This window comes from Streptomyces sp. NBC_01478, assembly GCF_036227225.1.
Taxonomy (GTDB): domain Bacteria; phylum Actinomycetota; class Actinomycetes; order Streptomycetales; family Streptomycetaceae; genus Streptomyces.
Genome location: NZ_CP109444.1, coordinates 3845916 through 3867005, shown reverse-complemented (window position 1 = coordinate 3867005; position 21090 = coordinate 3845916). Strand labels below are relative to the sequence as shown.

Genomic DNA, 21090 nt, shown 5'->3' with positions numbered 1-21090 from the left:
CCGCGGGGCGCGACCAGCCACAACGAACCCGCAGCCAACTCACAACGCCCCCCAACCCCTCACCGCCTCCCCGGCCACCATCCGAAACCGTCTGACCGTCCGATCCCACCGATAACGCGCGGCAAGATCACGAGCAGCCTCGCCCATCACCTCCCGGCGACGCGCGGACAGCGCAAGCGCACACCACGCCGCCGCGAACGAGGACTCACCACGGGCCAGGACACCCGTCTCCCCGTCGACAACCGAGTCCCGCAGCCCAGGCACGTCGAACGCAATCGCCGGCGTCTCGCGGGCGGCAGCCTCGGTCACGACCAGGCCCCACCCCTCAAGCGCGGAGGGATGCACCAACAGCCAGGCCGCACACAGCAGTTCATGTTTCCGGGCCTCGGAGACATGCCCGGTGAACTCCACGCCAGGGCCCGCGAGTCGCTCAAGCCGCTCACGTTCAGGACCATCACCGACGATCACCAGTCGCCCGCCGGTCACGGGACGTACCCGCTCCCACAACCGCAGCAACAGATCGATCCGCTTGTACTCGACCAACCGCCCGACCGCCACGAACAGCGGCTCCGGCGAGCGCTCGGCCCGAGGCCCCGGCTCCTCGACTCCGTTGTGGACAACCCGGATCCGCTCCCGCTCGACCCCGATCCCGCGCAGCGCACACGCAGTTGAGGGAGACACCGCGACCAACAGCCCGCGACGCTGCGCCCCGGTCAGTGCCCAGTGTTCGAGTCTTCGCCCGATCCGCGCGGCCGGCGCCATCGGCCCGCCGAACCGCATCTTCCACAGATCCGTGTGGACATGGTTGACCAGACACAGCGTCGGCCCGCGATGCCACACGGGCGCGAAGTACGGCATCCCGTTGCACACCTCGACCAACAGATCGCAGTCGCCGACCTGTTGGGCGAACGCGGTACGCGCACGCAGGAAGTGACCGTAGGCACCGCCGGCGGAGACCACGCGATAGTCGCGGTAGGAGGCAGGGCCGCCGCACAACAGCGTCACCTGGTGGCCGAGCCGGGTCAGTCCGTCGGCGAGTCTGTCCACGAGGAGTTCGGAGCCGCCGGCCTGGGGATTGTCGAGGTCCCGGTGGGCGAGGAAGACGATCCGGCGTGGTTGCGGCACCGGCGCCGGGGGGTGCTGCGCGACCCGGGGAAACGTGGGGGGCAGCGAATGGGGCACGTGCTGGGGCATGGGTGCTCCAACTCGTCTCAGGGTGCGGAACTCTGTGAGGTTCTAGAGGGTTTTACGGGTTTCTGCTGGATGAGGGGAGGCGGGCACGGGCGGGACACGGTGTGGAGTTCTGTGGGCGGGCTGTGCCCGGGTTGGGTGGACAGTTTTCGCCCCGCCGTTCCCGACGGCTACTCACCCGCATGACAATTTCCGGGGTTATTAGAACTGACGTCACGTCACATCGTGGGTGGATACTCGGGTGAAGTAGTCGATTCCGGGCGCCGACGGCCGCGTAGCACCAAAACGCCACCCGCCACGGCGAGGACGAATCCGGCCACAGCGGCACCGATCGGCAACGACTGCCCCACCAGGCGCAGTTGGCTGCTCTCCCGCTTCGCCAGTTTCACCTGTTCCTGCTGCGTGGCCGTGGTGAACGCGAGTTTGTCGGCATCCAGGAGGAGGACCGCGTCGTAGGCGTGGCCGGGGGCGCGCAGGGTGCGGCGGGGGCCCGTCCGGGCGTAGATCACCCGGCCGGTGCGCTGGTCGACGATCAGCTCGATGCCGTGGTTGGAGTACCACTCCTCGGCCAATATCTGAGGGGAGTTGGGCTGGTCGACGAGGCTGCCGGGGACCAGGCGGGTGCCGATCTTCGAGGGCGGGACCGTGCCCTTGAAGACGTAACCCGAGTAGCCCTGCACCTTCTTGGTCCCCGAGTAGCGCAGAGTCACCGTCGCGCCAAGGGAGTTGTCCCACCACTGGTACGGCTGTTTCCGCACGTCGAACGGGAACTTCAGGAAGGCGTCGCCCTCGAAGTACGGGTTCTCGTGGCAGCAGTGCACCGGTTTGTTGGTCCTACGGTCCGTGACCCAGCGGTTGGGGAAGAACTCCAGCGCGTCGTGCGGATCGGCGGCCGGCAGCGACTTGTCGGTGTCGACGGTCGTGGTGACGTCCCAGACCGCGGCCCCGCTCTTCTCGCTGTCCGCGACCTCGCCGCGCACCTGCTGGGTCACGGTGATCCGCTGGTCGTCCACGGTCCGCAACTCGCCGGTGTCGAAGTAGCTTCCGGTGCCCCGGTAGACGGCGGTCGTGTCGATGTCGATCGGGGTCACGGCGGCCCGCGGCTCGACGTACCACGCCAGCAGCGGCGCCAGGACCAGCAGAAACGTGCCAAGTCCCAGCAGGATCAAGGAAAATGGAGAGGCTGTACGGCGCATCCGGACACTCCAGTGGGATGTGGTTTCGGAGTTCGGGCCGCTCTATGGGCCGGGAACCGTAGGCGCCCGTAGACGGAGTGTCAATGTCTTGACTGAGCGTCAATGTCTGTCGACACTGGGGCCGTTGGGCAGGGGTGGTGGCACAGGCTCCGTACAGAGAGGCTGACCCCGCGATGCCCAGACTGCTCGCCGCCGCACTCACCGTGGCCCTGGCCGCCGCCCTCGCCGTGGGGGCCGCGCTCGGCATCGTCGCGCTGCTCGACGCCAGACCCGACCAGCCGAACACGCCCCTGGTCACGTACGAGCAAGCGGATCAGGGGAGTTGACCCCGTGGCCGCCCGTCCGGCGACCGTGACGGCGCGCTCGGCGTGGCACGACGTACCGCGCCTGAAGGTGCGCGAGTTCGCGGCGATCGCCATGGCCGAGGCGCCCGCGCTCGCCGAGGAGATCCTGCGCGAGATCCGCCGCGAGCACCCCCAACTGCCCCTGGTCCTCGACGAGTCGGGCGAGCCGATGGCCCTGGTCGGCATCCGGCGCGCCATCGAGGTCTTCGTCCAGCACCTGGAGACCGCCGAGGGCCGCCCGACCGTACCGCCGGGCGTCTTCCAGGAGTTCGGGCGCGGTGAGGGCCTGCACGGCCGCAGCCTCGACTCGCTCCAGGCGATCTACCGCATGGGCGTACGGCTCGCCTGGCGCCGGCTGGCCGAGATCGGGCAGCGGGTGGAGATCCCGCCGCCCGCGATGTACGAACTCGTCGACACGGGCTACGAGTACCTGGACGGGCTGGTCGACCAGTCCGTGCGCGGATACGCGGAGGCCGCCGCCCGGCAGGCGGGGGAGCGGCTGCGTCTCCAGCGGCGGCTCATGGAACTCCTCCTCGCCGAGCACCACCGCGGCGACCCGGCCGAGGCCCTCTCCGAACGTGCCGCCCGGATCGGCTGGCCGCTGCCCGACAAGGTCTCCGTCGGCGTCCTGCTGCGCCCGGCCCGTGAGGCCGTCGCCCCCGCCGTAGGACAGGAGGTGCTGCTCGACATGGAGTACGAGCGGCCCCGCATGGTCGTCCCCGAACCGGATGCCGCCGGCCGGCCCGAGCTGCTGCACCGGGCGCTGACCGGCTGGGCCGGCGCGATCGGGCCGCCGGTGCCGCTGGCCGACGCGGTGAAGTCGGCGCGCTGGGCCGAGGCCGCCGTAGGGCTGATGGAGCGGGGGCTGTTGCCGGGCGGGGATGTTCTGTACTGCACCGAGCACACCGAGGCGCTGGTCCTGCTCCAGCCCGAGGAGCTGATCGACGATCTCGCGCTGCGCTGTCTGGCGCCGCTGGAGCACTGCGGGCCGACGCACGGGCGGCGGCTCGCGGAGACCCTGCTGGCGTGGCTGGAGACGCGCGGTGGGGCGCCGGAGATGGCCGCGCGGCTCGGTGTGCATCCGCAGACCGTGCGGTATCGCCTGCGGCAGATCCGTGAACTGTGGGGGGACGAGATCGATCACCCGGACCGCCGGTTCCAGCTCGAACTCGTGCTGCGCGCCCAGCGGTTGCGGGGTGAACTGGGCGATCCCAGGGCCGGTCGGTAGTCACATGGTCACGCGACCATTGCCCGTGCAACCCTCTATGGCTAGCCTGTGTTCGTTATCCCGATCGTCAGTTGAAATTTCGAACGCGCCAGTCGATACCACTCTCAGAAGGGGGCCGGTGTGGGACGCCTCGTACCTGCCGTGACCCGGGCTCTCGACATTCTCGAGCTCTTCCTCGACGGGGACGGGACGCTCTCCGCCCCCGACATCGTGCGCAAGCTGCAACTGCCGCGCACGACCGTGCACGAACTGGTCACCACTCTCTCCGCCCGGTCGTACATCGTGCCCGTGCCCGGTCAACCCGGACGCTACCGGCTCGGAGTCCGTCCGTACCAGCTCGGGAGCCGGTACGCCGAGCAGCTCGACCTCGCCGCCGAGGGGCAGCAGGTCGCCCGGTCCGTCGCCGAGACCTGCGACGAGACCGTGCACGTAGCCATCCTCGAAGGCACCGACGTCATCTACATCGCCAAGGTCGACTCCACGCACGCGGTGCGCATGGTGTCGGCGGCCGGCCGTCGGCTGCCCGCGCACTGCACCTCCGTGGGCAAGATGCTGCTCGCCTCGCTTCCCGAGCCGGAGCTGACCGCGCGCATCCCCGCCGACGCGTCGCTGGTCGCGATGACGCCGAACAGCATCGTCGAGCCGGGCGCCCTGCGGGAGGCGCTCGCCGGGATCCGGGAGCGGGGGGTCGCGGTCGAGAGCCGCGAGTCGAACCCGGATGTGTCGTGCGTGGCCGCACCGGTCCGGGACCGTGCCGGACAGGTCGTCGCCGCGCTGTCCATTTCCGTCCCCATGATCCGCTGGAGCGACGAGCGCCGGGACGAACTGGAACAGCTCGCCGTGAAGGGCGCCGCGGAACTGTCGGAGCGGCTCGGACACCGGAGCGTGGGATGACGTACGAGGTGGCGGTACGGGCGGAGGCGACGCTCGGCGAGGGGCCGACGTGGGACGCGGCGGCCGGGCGGCTGATCTGGATCGACATCCTCGGGTCCCGGGTGCATACGTACGATCCCGTGTCCGGCGTCCGTACGGTACGGGTGACCGAGCAGCACGTGGGCGCGGCCAAGCCTCGGGTCGGGGGAGGGCTGGTCCTCAATCTCCGGGACGGGGTCGGGCTGGTCGATCCCGACGGGGGGTTCCGGTGGCTGCACCGTGAGCCGGTCGCCGGGCGGCGGGCCAATGACGCGGCCGTCGCGCCCGACGGGGCGTTGTGGGTGGGCACGATGCGGTACGACGAGGCGGCGTGCGGGGGGTCGTTGTCGCGGGTTGCCGGGGACGGTTCCGTCCAGTTGATCCTTGATGACGTCGCCGTGAGCAACGGGACGGGGTGGAGCCCGGACGGGCGGCTCATGTACTACATCGACTCGCCCACGCGTCGGATCGATGTGTTCGAGTATGCGGACGGGCGGGTCTCGAAGCGGAGGCGCTTCGCTGAGGTCGAGGCGGGGGCGGGGTTTCCCGATGGGCTGACCGTTGATGCGGACGGGTGTGTGTGGGTGGCGTTGTGGGGTGGGGGTGCGGTGCGGAGGTATTCGCCGGACGGGGAGTTGGACCGTGAGGTCCGGTTGCCTGCCTCGCTGGTCACCGCGTGCGCGTTCGGGGGTGCGGATTTGAGTGACCTGTACGTTACGACGGCTCGTGTGGGCCTTGACTCGCCGCATCCTGTTGCCGGGTCGCTGTTGGTTGTGCCGGGGGCGGGGAAGGGGTTGGCGCAGCCTGCTTTTGCCGGGTGAGGTTCGGTTTTTTGGGTGCGGGAGCGTCGTGGCTGGTCGCGCCCGCGCGGCGGAGCCGCATATCGATACAGCCCCGCGCCCCTATGGAACTTCAGTCCCCTGCGCTGTCCAGGGCCTCCAGTGTTTCTCGCTCCGCCGGAGTCAGTGGTGGGCCCGAAAGCGGGGGCAGGAGTGGGCCGTTGAGGGCTGCCAGTAGGGTGCCGGGGTGCATCAGGGTTGATGCGTCGGCCTCCATGCTGGTCACCGTCGCCAAGGCTGCCGCCGCGGGGTAGGAACCCGTTGCCGCCTTCAGGAGGCGGCGGGAGTAGCGGGTGATCAGGCGGTCGGCGGTCGTGGGGGCGGGGCCCTTTGTCGCGGGGTACCAGATGTCCTGGCCCACCGCCATGGCCCAGGCGCCCTCCACCGGGGCGGCCACTCCGTGCTGGACCTTGGTGGCGAGGGCGGGGGCGGTGAAGCCCTCTTCGTCCAGTTCGCGGGAGAGGATCTTGGCGCCCAGTGCCGCCACCGACATGCCTTGTCCGTAGGCCGGGTTGAAGGTGGCCAGGGCGTCGCCGAGGACCACCAGGCCCTCGGGCCAGTCCCGGACCTTTTCCAGGTAGCGGCGGGCGTTCTGCGTGCTGTGGCTGGTGTGTACGTCGGTGAGGGGTTCGGCGCCGGAGATCAGGCGGGCGAGGATCGGGTCCGGCAGGTCGCGCATGTACTGGCGGAAGCCGTCCGGGTCGGCGGGCGGTTCGGCACCGCGGGTGCCGGCGAGGCTGACCATCCAGCGGTCGCCCTCGATGGGCAGGACCATTCCGGCGCGGCCGGGCCGGGACTCGTACGGGTTCGCCTGGAGGATCGTGAGGGGGAAGTGCTCGGCGCCCTCGGGGCGGCGGTAGATACGGGTCGCGTTGACCAGGCCGGAGTCGACCGTTCGCTCCTCGATGCCGGTCACCCCCAGCGTCTCCAGCCAGTGCACGATGCGGGAGCCGCGGCCGCTCGCGTCCACCACGAAGTCGGCCTCGAGGTCCGTCTCTCCGGCGTCGGTCGAGATGCGGACGCCGGTGACGGCGCGGGCGTCGCCGAGGAGTTCCAGGGCCTGCGCCCTGCGGATCTCGGTCTTCGTGCCGGCCAGGACCGCCTCGCGCACCACCCAGTCCAGCAGGGCGCGGCTGCAGGTGAGCATGCGCGGGCCCGGGTGCCGCCAGCGGCGCAGCCAGCCCTCCGGGGTCAGCGCCAGCATGCCCGAGTTGAGGGATATCTCGTGGGCGCCCGCGTCCAGCAGCCGGCCGCGCACACTCTCGCCGGGGACGAGATCCTCCATCGCGGCCAGGCCGCCGGACATCAGCAGATGGGCGTGGCGTCCCTGCGGGAGACCCTTGCGGTGCTCCGGTCCGTCGGGCAGTTCGTCCCGGTCCAGCACGATCACCTCGTCCGCGTGCACGGACAAGGCGGCCGCGGCCAGTACGCCGGCCAGTCCGGCACCGACGACGACAGCTCTGCGCGACATGGGGCTCCTCAAGTCGGCCGGGAATCGGGGGTGTTGGGCCAGGCAGGGGTCAACAGGGGCCTGTTCAACGGGGGGTGGCCTTCACCGTACCGTGCGGTACGGCCGTGGCGAGCCGTGACCGGGCCAGCGCCCGCGCCAACTCGACCAGCCCGCAGGTGTCGGAGACCTCCGTGGCGTAGAGCCGGTAGGTGCTCGGGGTGTCGAAGGGTGCCTCGCGGGCGGCGGCGCGGCGGGCGGCGTCGGCCACCATCGCCGCCTCGGCGACCACCCGGGCCTCGTGCGCGGAGCGGCCCTTGTGCAGGGCGGCCTCACGGGTGCGTTCGCGCAGTCGGTCGTCGAAGTACGGGGCGAGGGCCAACAGGCCGTCGTGGATGGACACTTCACGCCAGTGCAGCCGCATCCGGGGGAGCTGCCAGAGCGCGCTGGGCGGCTTCGGCGCGATGGACGCGAAGCGGACCTCCGACCACAACGGGCCAAGACCGCGCAGGTCGTCGAGGTAGCGCCAGTGCGCGCGGGCCGTGGGCAGCAGCCTCGGCAGGGCGAAGCCCGCGGAACAGGTCAGGGCGGCCAGCGAGGCCATCCGCGGGGCGACACCGGTGGAGAGGAAGTCGAGGTCGTGACCGGTCCAACGGGCCACCACCGCCGTGTACTTGGTGAGCTGGAAGCCGACCACGTCCAACAGGGTGCCGACCAGGATCAGTTGCAGCCCGGTCCGCAGCAGGCCGGTGACCTCCCGGGCCCAGGAGACGCACACGGCGCACATCGCGAGGGTGGCCGCGCTGTGCCCGAGCAGATAGAGCACGATCATCTCGCGCATGTAGGGCGTGTTGGCGTAGTACGTGTCGAGGTCGGTGAGCCGCTCGGTGTTCGGGTCGGCCAGCGCGAACAGCACGACGATGGCGACGATCAGCGCGCTGTAGGCGGCCATGCCGCGCAGCACCATGCGGCGGACCCGGGCCGGGGAGCCGCCCCGCCACTGGAACAGCAGGATCAGCAGGGAGCAGCTGTACGCGGAGATCATGCCGTAGGTGAGGGGGGCGCCGAAGTTCGGGATGCCGGTCAGGCCGTTGACCGCGCTCAGGGTCGGCGGTGCCGCGCAGACGAGGCCCAGGGAGCCGAGGACGATCGCCGCGCAGGTGGACACGGTCAGCGGGTCGCGCGGGGCGGTGGAGGGCCGGGCCAGCAGGGCGGTGCAGGACAGGCCGAAGACGGCGGCGGCGAGGTACACCATGAGGCTCATGCCCGTGCGCTCCCTTCCGTCGTGCCGGTGCGGACCCGGGCGGCGGCGACGAGCGGGGACCGGGTCAGCGCGTCCGCGATGTGCGGGAGGAGGGCGGTGCCGGGGGCCCGGTCGGGGAGCCTGCCCGGTTCGTCGGCGGGCGCGAGGCGCGGGCCGCCGTGCTCCTCGTCGGTGTCACGGCCGCGTTCTTCGGCCACGGCCGCGGCGACGACCGCCGCCCACGCGGTCGCCTCGGCCTGCTCCGGGTCGCCGGTCGTGCGTGCCGCGGCCTCCAGGGTCCGTTCGTACAGGGCCCGGTCGAAGAACGCGTCGAGGTGGCCGAGCGCGTTGTGGATGCTGGTCTGCCGCCACACCAGCCGGGTCGCGGGGGAGGACCAGCGCGGCCGGGGCAGCCGTAGCGCACGGCGGGTGAGGAGTTCGTGCAGTTCGTGTTCCAGCGGTTCGAGCCGGGCGTACGTCCGTCTCGCCTGCCACCACTGGGTCAGCCGGGGGCCGCCCAGCGGGATCAGCACCCCGATGACGATCAGGACCGCGCCCAGTCCGGCGGCGGCCGGCGAGACCGTCGTGCCGAGCTTCGTCCAGTCGCGTCCGCACCAACTGGCGATCACCGCCGCGAACTTGGTCAGGCTGTACCCGGCGCCGCACAGCGAGCCGACGCCCAGCGTGATCAGCCCGGCGCGCAGCCAGCCGCGCACCTGCCGGGCCCAGCGCAGCGCCGACACCGTGGTGACACTGACGGCGGCGAGGTGCCCGGAGAGGTACAGCACGATCATCTCGGTGATGAACGGTGTCCTCGCGTAGTAGGTGTCCAGGTCGGTGCGGCGCTCCACGGGGGTGTGGCCGAGCGCGAACATCACGGCGATGCCGACGAGGACGAGGGCGTACGCCACGATCCAGCGGCGGGCGGTGCGGTGGACGTGCGGTCCGCCCCGCCAGTAGACGATCAGGACCTGGGAGGAGGCGCTGTACGCGGTGATCGACGCGTACGTCAGCGGGGCGGCGAGGTTGGTGACGCCGCTGAAGTGGTTGATCGCGCCGACGGTGGGCGGCGCCCCGAGGAAGAAGCAGGCCCCGGCCAGGCCCAGGAGCACACAGATGACCCGGAGATAGGGGTCGCGCCAGTGGCGCATGAGATCCGGGGCCTTCACGAGCATGCCCAGCCACAGCAGGCCGGCACTGAGGTAGTTGATCAGGCCGCTCATTTTCTCGTCCCGCGATAGTTGAGGGCGGCGCCGATACGCCCGGCGAGCCCGGCCTGCGTACCGTCGTCCGCTACGGCGGGGTCGTGCGCGGAGTCCGCCGCCGCCGCGGCCTCCAGCCAGGGCCGCAGCCGTCCGCTCATCAACATGCCGAATCTGTCCGCCTCTTGTTCGTCGGCGAGGCTGAAGTCGGTGCGGGCGGCGACGGGCCGGGGGCTGCCGTCGGCGGCCGGGCCGGACGTGGGGGCGGGGTCGGCGGTCCGCTGGTGCATGTGCCACACCTCGTGGCAGAAGATCACGATCTGGTGCCAGGCGGCGGCCCGTTTGTCGATGACGATGACGTCGTAGGTGTCGCCCTCCAGCCACAGCCCGCTGGCGGTGTGCGGCGGGAACACCTCGCGGCGCACGACGACTTCACGCCCCCGCCAGCGCGTGACGGAGTCGACCAGCGCGTCGAACAGGGCCTCGGGGTCGGCCGGGACCGGGACGCGCAGGGGGTCGATGAGGGCACCGGCGAACCGGCGCATCTCCTTCTTCGTGCGCACCGCTGCAATATGCCAGGACATGCGCAGACTCAGCCACCCGCCGGGTTGGCACGGGCGGTACCGGCCCGCTCCGCCGCACCGGCCCCCGTGCCCCCGCCCCGCACCATCGCGCGTACCGCGGCGATCGTGTCGTGGTGGCGCAGGGCCCGGGAGACGGGGCCGATCTCCTGGAGGAGGTCGGCGGTGTCGGGATGGCCGGTCCTGGTCCCGTGGCGCGCGGGGAGGCCGGCGGAGTCGACGGCGTCCAGGATCGCCACCGCCGCGGCGAGGGCCTTCGCGCAGGCCGGTGCGCAGTCGAGCCGGAGCGCGGCGCGGTGGGCGCGGGTGCGGAGGTCCTCGTCGAGGTGGCGGGCGAGGGGGAGGAGGACGTCGCGGATGTACGTCTCCCGCCGGATCAGGCGCAGTTCGGGGGTGGCGCACAGCACGAAGGGGACGCCGTCGCCGTCGACGCTGCGCATCAGGAGGTACAGCGGCCGGAGTTGGTGGTGGGCGAGACGGACGCGCAGACGGCCGTGCAGATACTGGCCGGTGTGCGGCAGGATGAAACCGACGGCCGTCAGGACGGCGGCGAGGCAGGCCGCGCACGGCGCGACGTCCGTGCTGAGCGCGTCGAGGTCGTGCCCCGTCCAACGGGCCGTCACCGCCGTGAGTTTGGCGAGATCGTAGACGAGGCCCAGCGCGTAGCCGGCGCCCAGGAACCTCAGTCCCCAGCGCAGCCAGCCGTGCAGCCCGTCCGCGCGCACCCAGTTCCGGATGAGCCGCACGGTGATCAGTGAGGCCACGGTGTGCGCGAGCAGATAGAGCAGGATCTCCTCGCGCATGAATGGCGTGTTCGCGTAGTACGTGTCCAGGTCCCGCACCCGCTCCACGGGCACGTCGGCGAGGGCGAACAGCACCCACAGAGCCACGATCACGCCCGAGTAGACGGCGATGACCCGGCGTCTGGCACGCCGGGTCGCGTTCGAGCCGTCGGACAGACCGTCGCGCCAGGCGACGATGAGCAGTAACCCGGCCCCGCTGAACGCCGTGAGCAGCGAATACACCCACGGCGCCGAGAAGTTGGGCACGCCGGTGACCCGGTTGGTCCAGCCGATGACCGGCGGCGTCACGAACACGAAGAGCGCGCAGGCGAGCAGCAGCAGCCCGCCGGCCGCCCGCAGCAGCGGGTCCCCCCACAGCCGGATGACCGCAGGCAGCTTCAGCGCGAGGGCGACGGCCAGGACCGCGGTGGGGATCCACACGAAGGACGTGTACAGCTCGCCGAGGAAGGTCGTCACCACGTCGTACGCTCCCCCTTCCCGCCGTCCGCTGCACAGCCGGTCCGAGGTTACGCGCCCACAACTGCCAACGTCATGTCGTCCGGTGGCCGTTGTGGGACCGGGAACGACCGCTGTGTCCGGAAATCGCCCCCGAGAATGAACCGTGCACTCTGCTCAACCCATTGACGCGGAAGCGCTTCGATTTTACGGTCCCGTTCGAAGCTACGAGCATCATTCGATATATCGAACACCGAGGAGTATCGCCGAGCATCACTGGACTTCGACAGCAAGGGCAGGGAATGGGACGACCTGGCCTGAATCGCAGGCACCTACTGGCCGCCGCGGGCGGCCTCGCGGTCGCGGGCAGCTTCGGCTTCGCGGCCCTCGGCACCGGCGCCGACGCACTCGCCTCCGGTGCGGACACCCGGGTGCGCTACTGGAACCTCTTCAGCGGCGGCGACGGCGCCAACATGATCGCGATGCTGGACGCCTTCCGTGAAGAACACCCCGACATCGACGTGAAGGACTCCACCCTCCAGTGGGGCAACCCCTTCTACACCAAACTCGCCATGGCCGCCGCGGGCAACCACGCACCGGAGCTGGGGGTCATGCACATGGGCCGGGTCGCGGGCTTCTCGCCGGGCCGGCTCCTCGACCCGTGGGACGAGGACCTCCTCGCCAAGTACGGCGTACGCAAGGCCGATTACAACCCGGCGCTGTGGAACCGCGGTGTCATCGACGGCAAGTTGTACGCCCTGCCGCTCGACATCCACGTACAGCTCTGCTTCTACCGCAAGGACGTGCTGAGGAAGGCGGACCTGCTCGGCGACGACGGCCGGATGATCCAAGTCACCTCCACCGACGAGTGGTTCGACGTCCTGAAGAAGGCCAAGGCGGTCCAGAAGAAGGGCCTGCAGACCATCGGCCTGTGGACCAACGACCAGAACTTCCAGTGGTGGTTCTTCGTCGCCTTCTACACCCAGCTCGGCGGCACGTGGTTCAACGACGGCGACACCGAGGTCCTCTTCGACGTGGACAAGGCGACCCAGGTCCTGGAGTTCTTCCGCAGGCACGTCACCGACGGCTACGTCATCCCGGGCGCGCCGACCGGTGAGCAGTTCATCAACGGCGCCCCCTTCACCTGGGAGGGCAACTGGTCGGTGCCGGTCTTCTCCGGGGCGAAGCTGGACTACGGCGCGACTCCGCTGCCGCCCGTCTTCGGCAGGCAGGCCACGCACGCCGAGTCGCACTCCTTCGTCCTGCCGCACCAGGCGGGCCGCGGCGGTGCCACCAACGAGGCGGCGCACGAACTGGCCGCGTACGTCGTCACGCACGCCCTGCAGTGGGCCGCCGGCGGCCACATCCCCGCGTACACGCCGACGCTGTCCACGGCCGCGTACAAGAAGCTCACTCCGCAGAACGAGTACGTCTCCGCGATGAACCACCAGGCCACCGAGCCGAAGGTGTGGTTCGCGGGCTCCACCGGAGTCCTCGCGCAGGACCTCGGCCCCCTCGTGGTCTCCTCGACGACGGGCTCCGCCAAGCCGGCCGCCGTCGCGCGGACGATGAAGAGCCATCTCACCAAGCTCCTCGCCTCGAAGAACCCGATGGACGGCAGGACCGCCGCGCAAGGAGGTGCAGCCGCATGACGACCAGCGCCGAGACCGTCATCGCACCGGCGCGGGCGAGGACCGCCACCGCCACCGCGACCGTCCGCCGCAACCAGGGCTTCCAGCACGGGGGTTGGTTCGTCGCCCCGTTCCTGGCGCTCTTCACCCTGTTCGTCGTCTGGCCGCTGCTGCGCGGCGTCTACCTCAGTCTCACGGACGCCAACATCTCCGGCGACGGCGCGAACTTCATCGGCCTCGACAACTACCGCGAGGCTCTGCACGACCGGGCGATGTGGGACGCGCTCGGCCACAGCGCGTACTTCACGCTGCTCGTCGTGCCGTGCATCACGATCCTCGCCTTCCTGCTGGCGATGCTCGCGCACCACATCGAGCGCGGAAAGTGGCTGTGGCGGCTGTGCTTCTTCGCGCCGTTCCTGCTGCCGTCGACGGTCGCGGGCAACATGTGGCAGTGGCTGTTCACCCAGGGGATCGGCCTGTTCAACGAGACCTTCGGGCTCACCACACCCTGGCTGACCGACAAGTCCTACGCGATGCTCGCCATCGTCATCGAGACCCTCTGGTGGACGGTCGGCTTCAGCTTCCTCCTCTACCTCGCCGCGCTCCAGGGCATTCCCGACCACCTCTACGAGGCCGCCAAGCTCGACGGCGCCAACGCCTGGCACCGGACGATCCACATCACCCTGCCGATGCTGCGCCACATCACCGGCCTGGTGATCGCGCTCCAGGCCCTCGCCTCGCTCCAGCTCTTCGACCAGGCCGTCGTGATGATGGACTTCGGACCGGGACCCGAGCTCAGCACCCGCTCCTTCGTCCAGTACACCCTCGAACAGGGCTTCACCAGCTACCGCGTGGGCTACGCCTCCGCGATGTCCATCATCTTCTTCGTGATCATCGCGGCCGTCGCCCTCACGCGGATGGCGCTGCTGCGCAACCGTGAGGAGGGCACCCGATGACCGCGGCCACAACCACCCCTGTACGCAAGCCTCGCAGGCCCTGGACGCCCAGCCAGATCGTCCTCACTCTCCTCGGCGCCGCCGTCTCCGCCCTCTTCGTGGCACCGATCGCCGCGGCCCTGTTCACCTCGCTCAAGTCCGAGGCCGAGGCGGCCGAGATCCCGCCGCACTGGCTGCCGAAGGACTGGACGGGCCAGGCCTGGAAGGCGCTCTGGAAGACCGGCAACATCACGGACTGGTTCGTCAACTCCCTTGTGGTGTCGGTCCTGGTGACGGCCATCGTGGTCACCGTGGCGGCACTCGCCGGATACGGTTTCGCCCGCACCGAGTTCAAGGGCAAGTCCGTCCTGATGGGCACGGTGATGGCGGGCCTGATGGTCTCCCCGGCAGTCCTCGGCGTCCCCCTCTTCACCACCGTCCAGCAGATGGGGATGGTCGACACCTACTGGGGCATGGTCCTGCCGCAGTGCGCGCCCGCCGCGATGGTCTACATCCTCTACAAGTTCTTCCAGGGCATCCCCCGCGAACTGGAGGAGGCCGCCTTCATCGACGGCGCCGGCCGCTGGCGGATCTTCTTCACCATCGTCGTCCCCCTGTCCCGCCCCTCGCTCGCCGCGGTCGGCATCTTCACCTTCATCGCCTCGTGGAACAACTTCCTGTGGCCGTACATGGTGACCAACAACCCCGACCTGATGACCATGCCGAACGGCATCGCGACCGTCATGAACTCCTACGGCATCCAGTGGGCCCAACTCATGGCCGGCGGCCTCATGGCGGGCCTGCCGCTGATCATCGTCTTCGTCTTCTTCCAGCGCCAGATCGTGGCGGGCGTGGCCCACACCGGTCTGGCCGGCCAGTAACTCACCTTCGGAGGTACTGAGTTGAAGCACTACAGACTGGCGACCCTGCTCGCCGCAGCAGCGATCGCGATCCTCCCCGCCACGGCCGGGGCCGCCGTCACCTACCCCGACCCGCAGCCCATCACCGGCCAGCAGATCATCCACGACCCCACGGTCATCCGCCTCAAGTCCGGTTCCTACGTCGCCTATTCGACCGGCGGCGTCATCGGCGCCCGCACCTCCAAGGACCGCGTCCAGTGGGACGACGCGGGCAACGCCTTCGCCACGCCTCCGAGTTGGTGGTACGACTACAACTCCACCGGCGACCCCTGGGCCCCCGACCTCTCCTACCGGGCCGGCCGCTACTGGCTCTACTACGCCGTCTCCTCCTGGGGCACCAACCACTCCGCGATCGGCGTGGCAACGTCCCCCACCGGCCTCCCCGGCACCTGGACCGACCAGGGCAAGGCCTTCACCTCGGAGACGACGGACGCCTGGAACGCCATAGACCCGGCGCTGATCACCGCGGACGGCAAACTCTGGATGGCGTTCGGCTCGTACTGGACGGGCATCCGCCTGGTCGAACTCAACCCCGCGACGGGCAAGGCGATCCCCGGCGCAACGGTCGCCCAACTGGCGACCCGCCCGGACGCGCCGTACGCGGTGGAGGGCGCGTATGTGCTGAAGCACGGCGCCTACTACTACCTCTTCGCGTCCTACGACGCGTGCTGCGCCGGCGTGAACTCCACCTACAAGATCCGGGTCGGCCGCTCGACGTCGATCACGGGCCCGTACGCGGACAGCACAGGCAAGTCGATGCTGGCAGGCGGCGGAGACCTACTCCTCGCAAGCCACGGCCGCTACATAGGCCCAGGCGGAGAATCCATCTTCCAAGACAAAGGTAAGGATGTCTTGGCATACCACTACTACGACGGCGAGGATTCAGGCACACCAAAGCTAGGGCTAAACACCCTGAGCTGGACAAACACCGGCTGGCCCAAGGCCTTTTAGCTTTTAGGGGCGCGGGGAACTGCGCGACCAGCCACAGCGAACCTGTACCCGCCGACGAAACACAAGGCACCCACCTCGAAAGGCGCACATGCGTACCGCCCGCTTCACCCTCGACCCCGCCTTCACGATCGGCGAAGTCAACCCCCGCCTCTTCGGCTCCTTCGTGGAACACCTCGGCCGCTGCGTCTACACCGGCATCTTCGAACCCGGCCACCCCACCGCGGACGAGGACGGCATCCGCCAGGACGTCCTCGACCTCGTCCGTGAACTGGGCGTCACCGCCATCCGCTACCCCGGCGGCAACTTCGTCTCCGGCTACAAGTGGGAGGACTCGGTGGGCCCCGCCGAGGACCGCCCCCGCCGCCTCGACCTGGCCTGGCGCTCGACGGAGACGAACCGCTTCGGCCTCTCCGAGTACATCGCCTTCCTGAAGAAGGTCGGCCCCCAGGCGGAGCCGATGATGGCGATCAACCTGGGCACCCGGGGCGTCGCCGAGGCCCTCGAACTCCAGGAGTACGCCAACCACCCCGCCGGCACCGCCCTCTCCGAGCAGCGGATCGCGCACGGCGACAAGGACCCCTTCGGCATCCGCATGTGGTGCCTGGGCAACGAGATGGACGGCCCCTGGCAGACCGGCCACAAGACCGCCGAGGAGTACGGCAGGATCGCCGCCGAGACGGCCCGCGCGATGCGCCAGATCGACGCCGGTGTCGAACTCGTCGCCTGCGGCTCCTCCGCCCAGGCCATGCCGACCTTCGCCGAGTGGGAGGCGACGGTCCTCCAGGAGACCTACGACCTGGTCGACTACATCTCGCTGCACGCCTACTACCAGCCGCTCGACGGCGACCTCGACTCCTTCGTCGCCTCGGCCGTCGACATGGAGTCCTTCATCGAGAACGTGGTCGCGACCGCCGACCACGTGGGCGCCCGCCTGAAGTCGAAGAAGAAGATCAACCTCTCCTTCGACGAGTGGAACGTCTGGTACACGGCGGACTGGGAGGAGCAGGCGAAGAACGCGGACCCGGCCGACTGGCCGGAGGCCCCGCGCCTGCTGGAGGACAACTACAGCGTCATGGACGCGGTCGTCTTCGGCTCGCTCATGATCGCCCTGCTCCGGCACGCCGACCGCGTCACCGTCGCCTGCCTCGCCCAGCTCGTCAACGTCATCGCCCCGATCATGACCGAACCGGGCGGCCCGGCCTGGCGGCAGACGACCTTCTTCCCCTTCGCGCAGGCCTCGAAGTACGGCCGCGGCCAGGTCCTCGACGTCCGCGTCGACTCCCCGACCCACGAGACGCAGAAGTACGGCGAGGCCGACCTGCTGCACGCCACCGCGGTGCGCGGCGACGACGGCTCGGTCACGGTGTTCGCCGTCAACCGCAGCCGCACCGAGCCCCTCCCGCTCCAAGTCGCCCTGAACGGCCTGGACTTGACCTCGGTCGTCGAGCACAGCGCGCTCGCGGACGCCGACCCGGACGCCCGCAACACCCTGGCGGACCCGGAGCGGGTGGCCCCGCACCCGGTCGAGGGCACCGCCCTCCAGGACGGCACCCTGACCGCCGTACTGGAGCCGCTGTCCTGGAACGTGATCCGGCTGGCCTGAGGTGGTCAGCGGCCGGGGGAGGCCACCGGCGAGACCGGTACTCCTCCGGCCGCACTGCCCAGCAGCGTCAGCCGTACGTCCTTCGGGCCCGCCGGTGTGGTGCCGTCGGAGAGGACGGCCAGCGCGAGGGTGTTGGTGCCCCGGGTGCGGAGGATCCCGTTCGGCAGGGCGAAGGTGTGCTGCGGGCCCACGTCGTTGATGTACTGGCCCATGTTCCAGCCGTTCAGGAAGATCTGGACGCGGTAGGCGCGCGCCGGGTCGTCGTCGAGGACCAGGCCGACCGAGGCGTCGATGCCGCTGTCCACGGCGAGCTTGAAGGTGGTCCGGTACCAGGCCACTCCCTGCCGCTTGTCGGCGCGGGGGAGGGTGACGGCCTCCCAGCCCGAGTCCGGGAAGTCCGGCAGATGCCAGCCCTCGCGCTCGCCGTACAGACCGCCGTTGTTCTGCGGACCGCGCACCGGATCCGGTGCCGCCGCGCCCTGGATGCGCCAACTCACCTTCGGGGAGGCGCCCTTGAAGGTCGCCGCGGTCAGGCCGCGGGCCACCTTGTGGGTGTCGAGGGCCTTGCCGTCCTGGTCGTGCTGCATCCGCCGCACCAGCACGGACAGGACATGGGCACCGGCCGCGCGCTGCTTCTCCGGGACCGCGAAGGTCGCCTTCGCGGTCCAACTGCCCTGCCGCACACTGCTGGTGGTCGGGACCGGCATCCGGTGCGTGCCCAGCGGCACCCCGTCGAGCCAGGCCATCAGCATGCCCTGGGTGCCGGTGCTGTAGGCGAGGGTCACCGATTCCGCGCTGTCGCCGGTGGTCGTGGTGAAGCGGCCCCGGTACCAGACGTCGCCGTAGTGGAAGCCGTAGTCGTCCGCGAAGAGCACGGGCTGTCCGGCCGGCACGGGCGTTGTGCTGAACGTCGAAGTCCTGTTCGCCGCAGTCCACTTGGAGTCGTCGAAGGCGACCGCGGCCTCCTGGTTCTCCACCTTCCGCCGCCAGTTGTCGAGCACGGGGAGCGGTACCGCGGGCACCCCCGGGAGCAGCGCGTCCGGGTTCGAGCGCAGGCTGCCCGCGTTGGTGACGGTCGCGGGCACCGGCCGCCCGTTCCAGGTGACGTCGGTGAGGCCGCGCGGGCCCCACACCTCCAGGCCGGTCTCGCCGACGGTGTCGCCGGTGAGCTGGGCGGTCGTCCCGCTGATCGTGGCCTCGCGCAGCAGCGCCGGGCCGTAGACCAGCGCGGTGCCCGCTCCGGTCTCGTACGGCCACAGGCGTACGGACGTGGCCTCGTCGGCGAACATCAGCAGGAGGGCGTTGTCGACGCCGCCGGCCTGGACGAGGATCCGGGTCAGGCCGCCGATGCCGAGCGGGACGGTGACGTGCAGGAGACCGCGGTCCCACACCCACGCGGCCTGCGCGTCGAGGCGGGTCACCACCGGCTCCTCCGGGCAGTCCAGCACCACGTGGGCCATCTCGCCGCGCCTCCCGGCGAACACGGCGAGGTCCTGCCGCCCGGTGGTGAGGGACATCATCGGGGTGATGGTCGAGTACCTCAACTTGCGCCCGCCGAGGGCGAGTTGGGTGACGAGGAGGCGGGCGTCCTGAGCCGGGACGGTGACCTCGATGTCGTCGCTCGCGGTCGGCAGCGTCGAAGTGACCTGCTCCGTACCGTCGTTGCGCAGGACGTAGACATGGGCGCCGGTGTCGGCGTTGGTGAGGTGGTACACCTTCAGGCCGTCCGCCTTGACGTCCGCCGCCCGGTCCAGCTTGGCGAAGTCGGGCACCGTCCGCAGCAGATGGCCCAGTTGGTGCATCGGCACGAGCTTCTCGGTCGCGTTGCGGCCCTCGTCGAAGGCGGCGCCGTAGTCGTACGACGTGTAGACGACCGGCGCCGGCAGCCAGCCCCACGAGGTGCCGCCGAAGGTCATGTAGACGTTGTGCAGGGTGAGTCCGTTGGCGAGGTTGGTGAGATAGAAACGCCGCTCGTACGCCGCGTCCCGGGTCCGGCGCGACTCCGCGTACCCCTTGCCCCCGAACCAGGACCCGCCCCACGGGTCGAACCAGCCCCCGCCGAACTCCGGTACGAAACCAGGGGTCTTGGGGCTGGCGGTGGCTCCGCCCTTCGCCCCGCCGGTCCCGAAGTACCCCCAGTCCGGCGGGAGTTGGGACGGCGAGGGATACCCGTCGAAGCCGTACAGCCAACCGCCCGTGTCGGCGCCGATGTCGAAGGACCCCGGGGTCCAATAGCCGTTGCGGCCCTTGTCGTTGTGGAACAGGGGGACGTCGATGCCGTCGGCGCGCACCTTCTTGTACAGGTGGGACATGTAGGCGGCGCCGGACGGATGGGTGAGCTGGCCGTCGTACTCGTTCTCGATCTGGTAGAGCAGGACCGTGCCCGAGCCCTGGGTGAACAGGTGCTTGGAGACGATGGAGTCGACCTGGGTCAGCCACTCGTCGACGTGCGAGAGGTACGTCGGATCGGCCGTCCTGGCGGTGCCCTTGGTGGCGGTCAGCCAGCCGGGGAAGCCGCCCGCGTCGATCTCGGCGTTGATGTACGGGCCCGGGCGCAGGATGACGTACAGCCCGGTCTCGGCGGCCGTGCGCAGGAACAGGTCGAGGTCGCGGACGCCGGTGAAGTCGTAGTGGCCCTGGGCGGGGGAGTGGTAGTTCCACGAGACGTAGATGCTCACCGCGTTGTAGCCGAAGGCGCGCATCTTCTGCAGGACGTCCCGCCACAGGGACGGGCTCGGCAGCCGGAAGGGGTGCATCTCGCCCGACCACAGGACCAGGCGTTTTCCGTCGACGATCAGGGAGTGGCGGTCGTAGCCGATCGTGTGCGGCTGCCCGTCCGCGGTGGGCGGGGCGGGCGGCGGGCCGGTCGGCACGACGTGCGCGGCGTACGCGTCACCACTGCCGCCGCTGCCACCGCCCAGCGCGAATCCGAGCGCGGCCGTGCCCGCGAGGGTGCTGAAGGTACGCCTGCTCAGCTCCACTGGAAGCTCCTCCCGGGTCCGGTCCGTCGGCGGCACGTGCGAAGCCATTTTCCGTGGTGTTCCCAGGAGGCCGTCGTGCGGGGTCATTCTGTACGCCAGAACGGCCCACAATGGACGCATGAGGATCTCGGCACGGGCGGATTACGCGGTACGGGCGGTACTGGAGCTCGCCGTACGGGGTGACGACGGCCCGCTGAAGGCCGAGACCATCGCCACGACGCAGGACATCCCGCACAAGTTCCTGGAGGGAATTCTCGGCGACCTCCGGCGCGCCGGAATCGTCGACAGCCGGCGTGGCGGGGGCGGCGGCTACCGGCTGGCGCGCGCCGCGACCGCGATCACCGTCGCGGACGTCATCCGCGCGGTGGACGGCCCGATCGTGTCCGTGCGCGGCGAACGCCCCACCGGCCTCGCCTACACCGGCACCGCCGAACCCCTCCTCCCCCTGTGGATCGCCCTGCGCGCCAACGTCCGCAAGATCCTGGAGGGCGTCACGCTCGCCGACATCGCGGCGGACGCCCTGCCGGAGCCGGTACGGGCACTGGCGGCGGAACCGGCGGCCTGGGAGAACCCGTAGCGGCGGGTCGTTCATCGTCGTCTCAGGCCGCACTCAGAATCACCCTTTAGCGTCAGCTCCCGTTCATCCCT

18 protein-coding genes are annotated in these 21090 nt (G+C 70.3%); 10 read left to right on the top strand and 8 right to left on the bottom strand.

The window, feature by feature from the left end:
• Positions 1 to 39: 39 nt before the first annotated feature.
• Together OG223_RS17360 and OG223_RS17355 are read right to left on the bottom strand one after the other, a co-directional pair.
• Entirely contained in the window at positions 40 to 1194 is a 1155-nt protein-coding gene (locus OG223_RS17360) for a glycosyltransferase family 4 protein (protein WP_329249003.1), read from the bottom strand.
• A 215-nt stretch (positions 1195 to 1409) separates the two neighbouring features.
• On the bottom strand, positions 1410 to 2387 hold the full coding sequence (locus OG223_RS17355; RefSeq protein ID WP_329249001.1) for a DUF3068 domain-containing protein: 978 nt from the start codon (positions 2385 to 2387) through the stop codon (positions 1410 to 1412).
• Between the two features lie 173 nt (positions 2388 to 2560).
• Between OG223_RS17355 and OG223_RS17350 the strand changes: the two genes are divergently transcribed.
• From OG223_RS17350 to OG223_RS17335, 4 genes are all read left to right on the top strand, one after another.
• Positions 2561 to 2713: a hypothetical protein gene (locus OG223_RS17350; RefSeq protein WP_329248998.1), complete on the top strand. Its 153-nt coding sequence runs from the start codon at positions 2561 to 2563 to the stop codon at positions 2711 to 2713.
• A 4-nt stretch (positions 2714 to 2717) separates the two neighbouring features.
• Positions 2718 to 3959 (top strand): helix-turn-helix domain-containing protein, encoded by a 1242-nt coding sequence (locus OG223_RS17345; RefSeq protein ID WP_329248996.1) that lies wholly within the window; start codon positions 2718 to 2720, stop codon positions 3957 to 3959.
• 120 nt (positions 3960 to 4079) lie between these two features.
• The gene (locus OG223_RS17340) at positions 4080 to 4853 is read left to right on the top strand and encodes an IclR family transcriptional regulator (protein ID WP_329248992.1); all 774 of its coding nucleotides are present in this window, start codon (positions 4080 to 4082) and stop codon (positions 4851 to 4853) included.
• Positions 4850 to 5692, top strand: coding sequence for an SMP-30/gluconolactonase/LRE family protein (locus OG223_RS17335; RefSeq protein ID WP_329248990.1), 843 nt, complete (start codon positions 4850 to 4852; stop codon positions 5690 to 5692). Before OG223_RS17340 ends, OG223_RS17335 begins: the two co-directional genes overlap by 4 nt.
• Before the next feature lie 91 nt (positions 5693 to 5783).
• On the opposite strand, the gene OG223_RS17330 is transcribed toward OG223_RS17335, so the two are convergent.
• The 5 genes from OG223_RS17330 to OG223_RS17310 all read right to left on the bottom strand — a co-directional run bounded on the left by OG223_RS17330 (position 5784) and on the right by OG223_RS17310 (position 11445).
• Entirely contained in the window at positions 5784 to 7181 is a 1398-nt protein-coding gene (locus OG223_RS17330) for an NAD(P)/FAD-dependent oxidoreductase (protein ID WP_329248987.1), read from the bottom strand.
• Positions 7182 to 7245: 64 nt separating this feature from the next.
• Positions 7246 to 8421, bottom strand: coding sequence for an MAB_1171c family putative transporter (locus OG223_RS17325; protein ID WP_329248985.1), 1176 nt, complete (start codon positions 8419 to 8421; stop codon positions 7246 to 7248).
• Positions 8418 to 9623: an MAB_1171c family putative transporter gene (locus OG223_RS17320; protein WP_329248984.1), complete on the bottom strand. Its 1206-nt coding sequence runs from the start codon at positions 9621 to 9623 to the stop codon at positions 8418 to 8420. Before OG223_RS17320 ends, OG223_RS17325 begins: the two co-directional genes overlap by 4 nt.
• Entirely contained in the window at positions 9620 to 10165 is a 546-nt protein-coding gene (locus OG223_RS17315) for a toxin (RefSeq protein WP_329248982.1), read from the bottom strand. The genes OG223_RS17320 and OG223_RS17315 overlap by 4 nt, the downstream gene beginning before the upstream one ends.
• A gap of 29 nt (positions 10166 to 10194) precedes the next feature.
• On the bottom strand, positions 10195 to 11445 hold the full coding sequence (locus tag OG223_RS17310; protein ID WP_329248980.1) for a DUF6545 domain-containing protein: 1251 nt from the start codon (positions 11443 to 11445) through the stop codon (positions 10195 to 10197).
• A 278-nt stretch (positions 11446 to 11723) separates the two neighbouring features.
• On the opposite strand from OG223_RS17310, the gene OG223_RS17305 reads away from it, so the two are divergent.
• From OG223_RS17305 to arfA, 5 genes are all read left to right on the top strand, one after another.
• On the top strand, positions 11724 to 13073 hold the full coding sequence (locus OG223_RS17305; protein WP_329248977.1) for an extracellular solute-binding protein: 1350 nt from the start codon (positions 11724 to 11726) through the stop codon (positions 13071 to 13073).
• On the top strand, positions 13070 to 14008 hold the full coding sequence (locus tag OG223_RS17300; RefSeq protein ID WP_329248975.1) for a carbohydrate ABC transporter permease: 939 nt from the start codon (positions 13070 to 13072) through the stop codon (positions 14006 to 14008). The genes OG223_RS17305 and OG223_RS17300 overlap by 4 nt, the downstream gene beginning before the upstream one ends.
• Entirely contained in the window at positions 14005 to 14868 is an 864-nt protein-coding gene (locus OG223_RS17295; protein WP_329248972.1) for a carbohydrate ABC transporter permease, read from the top strand. Before OG223_RS17300 ends, OG223_RS17295 begins: the two co-directional genes overlap by 4 nt.
• Positions 14869 to 14889: 21 nt before the next feature.
• Positions 14890 to 15858, top strand: coding sequence for an arabinan endo-1,5-alpha-L-arabinosidase (locus OG223_RS17290; protein ID WP_329248969.1), 969 nt, complete (start codon positions 14890 to 14892; stop codon positions 15856 to 15858).
• Between the two features lie 88 nt (positions 15859 to 15946).
• Positions 15947 to 17461, top strand: coding sequence for an arabinosylfuranosidase ArfA (gene arfA, locus OG223_RS17285; RefSeq protein WP_329248966.1), 1515 nt, complete (start codon positions 15947 to 15949; stop codon positions 17459 to 17461).
• Positions 17462 to 17466: 5 nt separating this feature from the next.
• Here arfA and OG223_RS17280 read toward each other — a convergent pair whose 3' ends face one another.
• On the bottom strand, positions 17467 to 20442 hold the full coding sequence (locus OG223_RS17280; RefSeq protein WP_329248964.1) for a glycoside hydrolase family 35 protein: 2976 nt from the start codon (positions 20440 to 20442) through the stop codon (positions 17467 to 17469).
• Between the two features lie 118 nt (positions 20443 to 20560).
• Here OG223_RS17280 and OG223_RS17275 point away from each other — a divergent pair, with 118 nt between their 5' ends.
• Positions 20561 to 21019, top strand: coding sequence for an RrF2 family transcriptional regulator (locus tag OG223_RS17275; protein WP_043687133.1), 459 nt, complete (start codon positions 20561 to 20563; stop codon positions 21017 to 21019).
• The last annotated feature ends 71 nt before the right edge of the window (positions 21020 to 21090 follow it).